Origin of the sequence: Lentzea sp., from assembly GCF_036380075.1 — a bacterium.
GTDB lineage: Bacteria > Actinomycetota > Actinomycetes > Mycobacteriales > Pseudonocardiaceae > Lentzea.
In genome coordinates, this window is the sequence record NZ_DASVFL010000183.1 from 1 (window position 1) to 10,914 (window position 10,914).

Here is a 10,914-nt window from a genome sequence, read left to right on the forward strand (position 1 = left end):
TGTCCGACGAAGTCACGCGGACCCAAGACGTCATGTTGACGCTCGGTCGCATGGGTGTTGTTGTGTCTGACTACCGGCGTGTCGGTGCGGTTGTTTCCTTCAAGGTTCCGACGATCTCGATCGCGACACTCGGTATAGTGATCTCGGCTTTTATTGCGTCGTCCGCTCATCTCAGCGGCGTCGAGAGATGGGTCATCAAGCAGGAGGATTCCTCTGTCCCGGAGCTCGTGATATCTGCAGAGGCCGTAGCAACGACAGTTGAATGCCTTGGTGTGTCTGCTGACGGCAGGAAGACGATCGACACGGGTACCTCGCCATTGCCGGTGATCGCTGCCGCTCTGTGTGCACACGGTATGGAACCGGGTGTTGTGGTCAACGCACTTGTTGCGTTGGCCAGCAGCCACGTGCTCGGTGAGCACCAGAGGTTGACAGCAGATTTGTCGAGTGGAGATGCCGAGGCGGTGCAGGAGCTTGCGGCGATGATGATGCGACTCGAACTAGCGCTCGGCGCGGCGATCAAGCTGGTGCAGCTTGATGCCCAGGACATGCTTCAGTCGTACCTGCGGTTGGTCCGTCGAGCACACGAGGCATTCGTCTCAGCTCCGCAAACCGTTCACCACTCCGAACGTTGGGAACTGTCGGTTGCTCTGCAGTCCGCGAGGCCGGCGAAGCTGCCGTGGATCAGCGAACAGCAAGGCTGCTAACCGCGCTCAGTCCGGGTGACGTGGAATGGCGTGCCCTGCTGGCAGGTCGTCATCGCACCGGGATCAGCCCGCCCGCTCACCTCCACCTCGGCGCCGGCCACCGCGATCGCGGGGTCGGCGCCGAGCAGCAGATAGGACTCCGTGCCGGTGGTGAGGATCAGGCAACCGGACTCGACGCCTCCGGAGACCGTGCCCCGCACCGTCGTCGTAGCGGGTTCGCCTGCTCGTGAGGGCGGTGTCGTGGACGGCGAACGCACGACGCTGCTGGGAACGCTGGGCGCGGGTGAGCTCGGCTGGGTCGCGGTGGAGACGAACTGTGTGCTGGACGCGGGCACCTCCGCCGGAGGTGGCTGACCGCACGACGCCACCACCAGGCAGAGCACCAAAGCCGCCAACCCGCGCATCCGCGTCACCTCCGATGGACCACCGCGACCGGGCACGGCGCGTGGTGCAGCACAGCGTGGCTCACCGACCCCAGGATCGCACGGGTCACCACGCCGCGGCCGTGACTTCCCACCGCGATCAGTGCCGCGCCGTCGGCCGCCTTCAGCAGGGCACGGGCCGGAGCGTCGAACGCGACCTCCTGCGCCACCCGCACCTCGGGGTGGCGGGCGGCGTGCGGGGCGAGCTGCTCGCCGAGCAGCGTGGCGAGGTCCGCGCGGACGTGGTCCACGTCGGGCTCGGGCAGCTCGGCCCAGCCGGAGTCGTTGAACGCGTGGATGGCCAGCAGTTCGCGGCCGTGGCGGGCGGCGAACTCGAAGGCGAACGCGATGGCGTCCGCGGACGTGTCGGAGCCGTCGACACCGACGACCACGCGGCCCTCCAGCGGACCGGAGCGGGTCACGACGACCGGGCGTCCGGCGCTCGACACCAGTTCGACGGCCGTGGAGCCGAGGACCACCTCCGCGATGCCGGTGCGGCCGGACGAGCCGAGCACCAGCAGGTCGCCGGGCTCCTCGGCCAGGACGTCGGCCGGGCGACCGAGGCGGACGCGCGTGGTGACGTCCAGTGAGGGGAAGCTCTGCCGGAGCTCGGCCGCGAGCTCGGCGAGGTTGTCCTCCGCCGCCTTCGACATCGTCTCCTCGGTGACGAACTCGGGCACCGGCGCGGACATCGGCATGAACACGGGCTCGGGCAACGGCCGCCGCACGGCCTGCACGACGACCAGTTCGGCGCCGCTGCGCCCGGCTTCCTCGGCGCCCCACCGGACGGCTCGCCTCGCGAGGTCGGAACCGTCGAACCCCACAACGATGGCGGACATGACACCACCTCCGACCGAGGGGTACCCGGTCGGAGGTGGCCTCAACTGTGATCTGCGGCCGCGCTAGTTGATGACGAACTGCGAACCCGGCTCGATGGTGATGTTTCCGTCCCGCGAGTCGGTGATCGTCACGTTCGTCAGCTTCGCCGAACCGCGGGCCTGCGCCATCGCGAGGATGCCCGAGCCGTTGTTCGACTTGTCGATGCGGACGTTCGTGATCTGCACGTCCGGCATGCCGCTGCCGCCGCCCTTGAACTGGATGCCGTCGTACGTGGAGTCCAGGATCTCGGTGTCGCGGATGACCACGCCGGGGATCGGCAGGTTCTGCGAGAACAGCGTGATGGCGCCGAACTCCTGCGCCTCACCCCAGAACGCGCCACCCGTGCGGTACAGGGCGTTGTTGGCGAGCAGCGTCGTCCCGCCGAACGGCAGCGGGTCGTGGTCGGTCGCCAGCATGATGCCGGGGTAGTTCGCCGTGTCGGAGATGATGTTGTTCTCCGCGCGGTTGTCCGACCCGCCGTAGATCGCGATTCCGTTGGCACGCCACGGGAGCGCGATCGTGTTGTTGAGGAACGCGTTGCCGCTGCCGATGTCGGTGTTCTGGTCCTTCACGTACTTGGACGCCCACACCGCCAGCGCGTCGTCGCCCGTGGTGCGGAACGACGAGTTGTAGACGGTGGAGTTGCGGGTGCCGTTGGTGAAGTTGATGCCGTCGGCGTAGGTGTCGCGGATGCGCATGCCGCTGAACTGCAGGCCGTCGCCGGGGTTCCAGCGGTCGGGCAGGTTCGCGTAGTCGCGGCCGACCCAGACGCCGACGTTGGCGTGCTCGATCCACACGTTCGTGATCTTCGTGTTCTTGCCGAACCGGCCGTTGAGGCCGACGCCGCCCTCGGCGTTGCCGTCACCGCCGCGGATCCGGCCGGAACCGAAGATCGCGATGTCGGAGATCTGCGTGTTGTCGTCGACGTCGAACCCGAAGTTGCCCTCGTGCGGGTGGTTGATCGTGCCCGCGTCCTGCGGCTGGGTCAGGGAGAACAGCTGCGAGCGCCACATGCCGGCGCCGCGGATCGTGACGTTGCGGATGCCGACCTGGTTGTAGCCGCCGGAGCCGAACTGGGTCAGGATCTTCTTCTCCTGGCGGAAGCGGCCCTCCGGGATCCAGACGCAGGGGATCTCCCCGTTCTGGTCGGCGGTGACGGCGCGCTGGATGGCGTCCGCGTCGTCGGTCTGGTCGTTCGCCGTGGCACCGTACTGCGTGATCGAGACGCAGTCCGCGGGCTTGGACGCGGCCGGCGCGACCTGCTCGAGGTCGATCAGGTCGATCACGTAGAACTGGGCGTTGTCGCCGGAGTCGCGCTGCAGCTTGAACTTCGTCCCCGCCGGGTAGGAGCTCGCGAGCAGCTGCGAGGTCTCGTCGAACAGCCTGCGGGCGTCGCCGCCCGGCCGGTTCGTGAGGCCCTCGGGGTCGTCGGTCGTGCCGTAGAGCCAGCCGTGCCGCGACGACAGCGTCAGCTTCTGCACGAACTGGTCGTTCGCGTAGAGGCTGATCGTCGCCTCCTGGCCACCGCCCGCGGCGGCGTCCGGGATGGAGTTGCGCACGACGATCGAGTTCGTGCTCACCGTCGAGGTGATCTCGACGAACTGGCCCTGCGCGTCCAGCCGCACCGACTTGCGGCCGCTCGACTCGCTGCCGAAGTTGGTGTGCCCGAACGTGCGCTCGGCGTCCGCCTGCAGCAGCGTGCCCTGGTAGCGGCCGGACTCGGCCTCGTAGCTGGTGAACGGCACCGCCGCACCGCGCCCGACCACGATGGACTGGGTGGCGGTGTTGTTGTTCTCGTTGGTCTCCGCGACCTGGTTCGTCGCGTCCGCCGTCGCGGTGGCCGTGGCTCCGCCGTTGGTGGCGGTCCAGGTGCCGACGTTCACCGTCACGGTCTGACCGGCGTTGATCGCACCGGTGTTCGCGTTGAGCGTGCTGCCGCCGACGACCACGCGGGTCACCGAGGCACCCGCCGCGGACGTGCCGCGGTTGGTGACCTGCACGGCGAACGTCACCTGCTGGCCGGCCGCCGGGGACGACGGGTTCGGCGTGACGCCGGTGATCTGCAGGTCCGGTCCCGGTGCCTGGCCGACGACCAGGGGAGAGCCGGAGGTGAAGGTGTTGTTGCCCTCGTTGGTCTCCGCGACCTGGTTGGCCGGGTCGACGGTGGCCGAGACCGCGTACGACCCGGCGCCCCGCCGTCCGGCGCTGACGGTGACTGTGGTCGTGGCACCCGCCGCGAGCGCGCCGACCTGCGCGGTGCCCGCGGTGGTGCCGCCGAGGGCGACGTTCAGGGTCGTCGCCCCGGAGGCGACCGTGCCGCCGTTGCGCACGGTGGCGGAGAGGCTGATCGAGTCGGCCTCGCTGGGGCTGACCGGCGACCACGTCAGGTTCGTGACCGTCAGGTCCGGTGCCGGTGCGGAGGAGCCGAACACCTGGAGCTCGGCGACCTGGCCGCCGGGCGCGCCGGTGTTCGAGTAGAAGTGCAGCCGCACGTCCGACGCCCGGCCGGAGACCGGGATCGTCACGGTGTTGCCGGTGGCCGGGTCGAACCGGTAGTCCGCCCGCGCCTTCAGGGTCGCGAACGCGGTCGCGCTCGCCTCCCGGCCCAGCACCTCGAAGTTCTGCGTCCGCGCGCCCCACGCCGAGTCGGGGTTGAGCTTCACGACGACCGAGGTGACGTCCGCGTTCGAGCCCAGCTTCGCGGTCAGGTGACCGGGCAGCCCGCTGGACTCCCAGTACGAGGCGACGTTGCCGTCGACCGCGTTGGCGGCGACGAAGTCGTGCACGTGCCCGGACTCCTCGACGGGCTTGCCGGCCGCGAGGTTGTCCCCGGCGGGCGGCGGGTCGACGGACCCGGACTCGCCGTGCACCTCGAACTCGCTGAGCTGCGCGGCCTGCCAGCCGGTGTTCGCGGTGACCGTGACGCGCACGTACCGCGCGCTGGTCGCCGCGAAGTCCAGCGTCACCGTGTTGTTCGAACCGGGTGCGAAGACCCGGCCGCTCGACCCGGCGAGGTCGCTGAACTGCGACCCGTTGGAACTGCCCTGCACGGCCAGCGTCTGCGTGCGCTGCTCCCAGTTCGAGGGCAGGCGCAGCACGACCTTGCTGACGCTCCTCGCGGCACCGAGGTCGGCCTGGAGCCACTGCGGGAACACGCCGTTCGCGCTCTCCCAGTAGCTGCCCTGGTTGCCGTCACCGGCGTTGCCGGCGCTGTACGGGCCGTTGCTGCTGGACGCGGTCAGGGTCGCGGACAGGCGGGCGACCGCTGCTCCTGCCGTGGGTGTCAATCCGAACAGTGCGAGTGCGCTGACGACCGCAGCGCTCACCGCACGCTTCAACAGCGTGGATTTCATGGATTCGTCCTTCGCGGCAGGGATATCAGTTGATGGTGATCTTGAAGGTGGACGTCGTGTTCCTGATGTCCTGGAAGTTGTCGCTGAACCTCAGGCCGGTGAAGGTGACCTCGCCTACGGCGGGGCCCTGGTTCGGTTCCGGCATCTCGTTGGCCCAGATGCCGAAGCCGGACTTGGCGTCGAAGGCGTCGCCGGACTTGCGCGCACCGGAGATGCTCACGTTGGACAGCACGGTGTCCTGGAAGACGTTCTCGGCGGCGCCGTTGTACTTGGTCTGGAACATGATGCCGCTGTAGGTCGGGTCGATGATCTCGACGTCGCTCACCCGGATCCCCGTGTATTTCTTGGACGCGGAGAACATCCAGATCGCGCCGAACGTCTGCGCGCCCCAGAAGTGGCCGCCGGAGCGGACCAGGGTGAGGCCGCTGAACGTCGTCGGTTCCGGCCCGAAGTCCTCCATCGGGTAGCCGAAGTCGAGGGAGCTGATCGTCACGGCGGAGTAGGTCAACGTGTCCGCGATGTAGATGTTGCGGAACGTGTTGTTCTTGCCGCCGTAGACGGCGAGACCCGCGGCGCGCCACGGGGTCGTGACGCTCAGGTTCTCGAAGACGTTGTTCTGCTGGCCGGTTCCGCCGTTGTCGGTGGCGGCGAACAACGCGAACGCGTCGTCACCGGTCGACCGCGCCTCGATGTTGGAGACCCGGTTGCCCGAGGAGCCGTTCGTCATGTTCAGGCCGTCCGCGTACATGTCGCGGATGCGGCTGTCGCGGATGACGTTGTTGTCGACGTTGTTGCCCCAGAACAGGCACATCATGTGCTCGACCCAGATGTTCTCGATGGTCATGTTCTGGACGCCCGCGAGGTCGAACACCTTGCCCGGCCCGTCGTTGCGCTGCGTGTAGTTGCCGAACACGGCGAACCCGCTGAACGTCGACCCGCTCGCGGACGACTGCGCGGAGAAGCCGATGTCGGTGTTCTCCTGCGTCAGCGGCGCCTGGAACCGGGTGAACCAGGGACCCGCGCCGACGACCTCGACGGCCTTGCCGTAGACCTGGAACTTCTGCGCCGTCTGGTAGGTGCCGGCGGGCAGGTAGACGCCGACCAGGGTTCCCGTGGTGTCCATGCGGACGCGGTCGAGCGCGTTCTGCACGTCCTGGTGGGTGAACCCGGCGGGCACGGCGTACTTCGCCGCGTCGGGGTTGCCGGCGGCCGCCACCTGTTCGAAGTTCACGAAGTCGATCGCGTAGTTCGTGGTGTTGGCCGCGTCCTTCTGCAGCTTGATCTTCGTGCCCGCCGGGAACGTCTGGTTGAGCATGACGTTCGCCTCGTCGTAGATGTGGCGCGGCCCGCCCGACCCCGGCGAGTTGTTCGGGGACGCCTCGTTGCCGTAGAGCCACATGTACTTCGACGTCAGGTCGATGGCCTTGTGGAACTGGCCGTTGACGTAGACGTTGAGGGTGTTCGTGATACCGCCGCCACCGGAGCTGTCCGGGATGGAGAACCGGGTGACGAGGGTGTTGGTGGGACCGGCGGTGGTGAACTCGACCGACTGGCCGGTGCCGTTCAGCGTGACGGCACGGCGGCCGGACGCCTCACCGGCGAGGTCGCCGATCGTCCTGTTCGGACTGAGGATCTGCGCGCCGCCGGCGACGGTGGCGTCCTCGGCTTCGACGTGCTGCCACGGGACGCTGGCGCCGCGGCCGATGAACAGCGACTGCTCGCTGGTGTTGTTGCCCTGCTTGGCGGGGATCTCGTTGCCGTCGGCGGCGACGACCGTGCGAACGGTGTAGCGGCCGTTCGCGGCGGGCCACGTGCCGAGGGTGACGGCGGCGGTCGTGGCACCGGCGTTGATGGTGCCGGTGTGGCTGCCGGTCAGCGTGCGGACGGCCTGGCCGCTGCTGTTCAGGATCGTGACCGTGATGCCGTGGGCCCCGGAGACGCTGGTGCTGGAGCCCTGGTTCTTGATCGCGACGCTGAACGTGGTGGTCTGGCCGTTGCCCGGGTTGCTGGGCGCCCAGGACGGCACGGCGACCAGGTCGGAGCTCGGCACCGGAGTCACGACGATCCGGTCCGGGTGGACGCGGGCGTTGTTGGACTCGTTCTGCTCCGCGACCTTCCTGGTCTCGTCGACCTTGGCCGTGTACTCGTAGGAGCCCTCCGGCCGGGCGGCGACGGTGGTGCTGACGTTCGCCTGCGCACCGGCCGCGAGCGCGCCGACCTGAGCGGTGCCGACAGCGGCCGTGCCGAGGAAGAACGTGACGTCGGTGGCCGCCGACGCGGCGGTTCCGGCGTTGCGGACGGTGGCGTTCAGCGTGATCGGGTCGGTCTCGACCGGGCCGGCGGGCGAGAACGACGTGCCGGTGACGGTGAGGTCGGGGTTCGGGGCAGGGGTGCCGAACACCTGGATCTCCGCCACCTGCGCGCCGGGGGCGCCGGTGTTGGACGTGAACCGCAGCTGCACGTCGGCGACCCGCCCGCTCGCGGTGATCGTCACGGTGTTGCCGCTCGCCGGGTCGAAGCGGTAGTCGCGGCCGGACACGAAGCTCGTGAAGCCGGTGGCGTTCTGCTCGCGGCCGAGGACCTCGACGTTCTGCGTGCGGGCACCCCACGCCGAGTCGGGGTTGAGCTTGACCGCGACGGAGCCGACGTCGGCGTTCGATCCCAGCTGGACGGTCAGCGTGCCGGGGAAGCCGTTGGACTCCCAGTAGGTCTGGACGTTGCCGTCGTTGGCGTTGGCGGCGACGAAGTCGTGCACGTTGTTGCCGGCCGTGACCGGCTTGCCCTGCGCGAGGTTCGTGCCGGTGGCGCCCTCGCGGGTGACCGTGGTGCTGGCGGGGGACTGGTTGCCGGCCGCGTCCTTCGCGATCACGTGGTAGGTGACCCGCAGGCCGTCGGGCTGGCTGTCGGTGTAGGTGGTGCCGGTGACGGTGGTGCGCAGGGTGCCGTTGGCGTAGACGTCGTAGGCCGTGACGCCGACGTTGTCGGTGCTGGCGTTCCAGGTCAGCCGGACCTGCCCGGACTGCGGCTGGGTGAGGGCGAGGTTCTGCGGTGCCGACGGCGCCTGCGTGTCACCGCCCGTCGGGCCCTGCACCTCGAACTCGCTGATCTGCCCGGCGGGCCAGCCGGAGTTCGCGGTGATCCGCAGCCGCACGTACCGCGTGGTGGCGGCGGTGAAGTCGATGGTGACGGTGTTGTTCGCGTTCGGGGTGAACTCGTATCCCCTGCCGGGGACGAGGTCCGAGAAGGCGCTGCCGTCGGTGCCGCCCTGCACGGCGAGGGTCTGGGTGCGGGCGCCCCAGCCGCTCGCGGGGAGCTTCAGCACGACCCGGTCGGCCTTGACCGCGGCGCCGAGGTCGGCCTGGAGCCACTGCGGGAAGGCGTTGTTCGCGCTCTCCCAGTACGTCCCCTGGTTGCCGTCGCCGGCGTTGCCCGGGCCGTAGTTCTGGTTGGTGCTGCTGGCGCTGTAGGCGGCCTGGAGCTTCGCGCTGACCGCCGCCTCGTGGACCTCCACCTTGGCCGAGGTGCCGGTGGCGCGGACGTGCCGGACGACGGTCGGGTCGACGCGGAAGGTGACCTTGCCGTCCCGGAAGGCGTGCGGTTGTTCCGCGACCAGCGTCGACCAGCCCCTGCCGTCGAGACTGGTCTGCACGGCGAACGTCTCCGTGCCGTTCTTCTGGCCGGTTCTCGGGGCGGTGAGCGTGACCTGGTCGATGCGGGTCTGCTTCCGCAGGTCGAGGCCTGCGGGTGCGGCCTGCGCGGCGGGAACGAACGTCAGGGTCGCCGCGGCCGTGACCACGGCGGTCAGCGGGGCTAGCAGGGAGCGAGCGCGTGTCGTCGGTGACATGGCGTGCTTGGCCCTTCTCGGTGGGGACGCGAGGGGGTGTGGCGCGCCTCACCGTAGAAGTGACCAGCAGATTACCGCAATATCTCGACGTGATTGCGCAAATTTGCGACATCCGCCTCTGAACAGGAAAGACGTGCGTCCGTCCGCGTGTCCGGACGGCTCCGCTGCGTGCACAGTGCCGACCACCAGCGGCAGGTCTTCCGCCCGACTGTCAGGTTCGTGCCCGAACGTTCGGCTAAAATTGCTTCGCCGGCACTGCGTCGGCTTGCAACGGCTTGCGGCCGCGTTGCACCGCCGTTGCGGTGGCTTCCGCAAGGCCGCGCAAGCCTCACAACACCGAGAACAAGCTTCTGGCTCGGTTCAGCAGATCCAGCCTGTGCTCACGCCTCCGGAACGAGTGCCCCTCACCCGGATAGACCACGAGCTTGGAGTTCTTTACAGCGGCGTGCAACAGCTCGGCTTGCTGGAGTGGCACGTTGCTGTCCTCGGCACCGTGCACGATCAACATCGGCGTCGTGATCCGATCCGCGTACGTGACCGGACTGTGCGCGGCACTGTCCCCGAGCGCCGCCTCGAACGCACCCCACTCACCGGTCGCGATCAACCGTGGCCAGTCGGAGATGCCCGCCCCCACGAACGCGGCCTTGAACCGATCCGTCCGCGTAGTAGCCCACGCCGCCATGAACCCGCCGTGACTCCACCCGGAAATGCCAAGCCGTTCCGCGTCCGCCACACCTCGTGCGACGAGGAGGTCGATCCCGGCTTCGACGTCACGCCACTCCTCCTGCCCGACCCTCTTGCTCACCGCCGCGGCGAACGCATGCCCCCGCCCCAGACTCCCGCGTGGATTGGGCAGGAATGCCGCGATGCCCTGATGCGCGAACCACTGCGCCGACGGCACCCAGTGCAACTGCAGATCGTCGGCCCACCGGTCGTACGGCCCGCCATGCACCAACGTGACAAGCGGAAACGGCCCGTCCTCTTTGCTTTTGCCCGGCGGCAACACCAGCAGCGCGTCGATCTCCAGCCCGTCGTCCGCCCGGTACCGGAGCCTTTCCTGCGTCCCCCACTGCACGTCCGGCGGCGCCGTGCTTCCCGGCCGATGCGAGCCCACGATCCTTTGGAGGACCATGCCCCCACCTTCCGCGAGGCGCCGGAACTCCGTGTCCAGCCCAGCGGCGACCACCACGACCGGCGCGCCACCACTGTCGTCCTGCACGAGCTCCGTCGGACAGGCGGGCATGCCCGCGGTGAGGTTGCGGTGCCGCTGGTCGAAGACCGCGTTGCCACCCTGCAGATGCGGCGGCGTCAACGCCATGTACACGACCTCGTCCCCCCACCACACCGGGTTGCCCGCGTCAGCCGGCGTCGCCCCGAGATCGGTCACCGTGCCGTCGGGGTGCACGACGTGCAGGGCCGGGTGCAGCAGGCCAGGATCGATCTTCGCGCTGGACCAGCTGATCACCGCGAACCGCCCGTCGGGGTGCCTGGCGACGTCGGCGACGTGACGCCCTGGGATCTCCACCCCGCTCGGCCTTGGTTTTGGAGGTGGCGGTGGGTGGTGGTCGACGGCCATCTCGTCGGTCAGCTCCCGCACCACGCCTCCGCAGTCCTCGTCGTGCGCCACCCGTGCTGCCGCTGTGCCCGTCACGCCTGCTGCGGCCGCGTTCCACCTGCCGCAGCCTTGCCGGTCCCAGCCTTGCCGGTCCCAG

At 69.1% G+C, this 10,914-nt stretch carries 6 protein-coding genes; 1 reads left to right on the plus strand and 5 read right to left on the minus strand.

Going from position 1 to position 10,914, the window contains the following annotated elements; translation table 11 throughout:
- Window positions 1-704, plus strand: a 704-nt coding sequence (locus tag VF330_RS20715) for a hypothetical protein (protein ID WP_330853284.1), incomplete at its 5' end; no start/stop codon positions are given.
- Here VF330_RS20715 and VF330_RS20720 read toward each other — a convergent pair.
- The 5 genes from VF330_RS20720 to VF330_RS20740 all read right to left on the minus strand — a co-directional run bounded on the left by VF330_RS20720 (window position 701) and on the right by VF330_RS20740 (window position 10,799).
- Window positions 701-1,108, minus strand: coding sequence for a hypothetical protein (locus VF330_RS20720; protein ID WP_330853285.1), 408 nt, complete (start codon window positions 1,106-1,108; stop codon window positions 701-703). The two genes, VF330_RS20715 and VF330_RS20720, sit on opposite strands and share 4 nt — an antisense overlap.
- A 5-nt stretch (window positions 1,109-1,113) precedes the next feature.
- Entirely contained in the window at window positions 1,114-1,965 is an 852-nt protein-coding gene (locus VF330_RS20725) for a universal stress protein (RefSeq protein ID WP_330853286.1), read from the minus strand.
- A gap of 63 nt (window positions 1,966-2,028) precedes the next feature.
- A complete protein-coding gene (locus tag VF330_RS20730) occupies window positions 2,029-5,358 on the minus strand; it encodes a CARDB domain-containing protein (RefSeq protein WP_330853287.1) in 3,330 nt (1,109 codons plus the stop codon).
- Between the two features lie 25 nt (window positions 5,359-5,383).
- The gene (locus tag VF330_RS20735; RefSeq protein ID WP_330853288.1) at window positions 5,384-9,202 is read right to left on the minus strand and encodes a discoidin domain-containing protein; all 3,819 of its coding nucleotides are present in this window, start codon (window positions 9,200-9,202) and stop codon (window positions 5,384-5,386) included.
- 328 nt (window positions 9,203-9,530) lie between these two features.
- Window positions 9,531-10,799: an alpha/beta hydrolase family protein gene (locus tag VF330_RS20740; protein WP_330853289.1), complete on the minus strand. Its 1,269-nt coding sequence runs from the start codon at window positions 10,797-10,799 to the stop codon at window positions 9,531-9,533.
- Between the last annotated feature and the right edge of the window lie 115 nt (window positions 10,800-10,914).

Coding starts and splice junctions, on each gene's coding strand:
- VF330_RS20720 (WP_330853285.1), bottom strand. CDS start 1,108: ATGCGCGGGTTGGCGGCTTTGGTGCTCTGCCTGGTGGTGGCGTCGTGC.
- VF330_RS20725 (WP_330853286.1), bottom strand. CDS start 1,965: ATGTCCGCCATCGTTGTGGGGTTCGACGGTTCCGACCTCGCGAGGCGA.
- VF330_RS20730 (WP_330853287.1), bottom strand. CDS start 5,358: ATGAAATCCACGCTGTTGAAGCGTGCGGTGAGCGCTGCGGTCGTCAGC.
- VF330_RS20735 (WP_330853288.1), bottom strand. CDS start 9,202: ATGTCACCGACGACACGCGCTCGCTCCCTGCTAGCCCCGCTGACCGCC.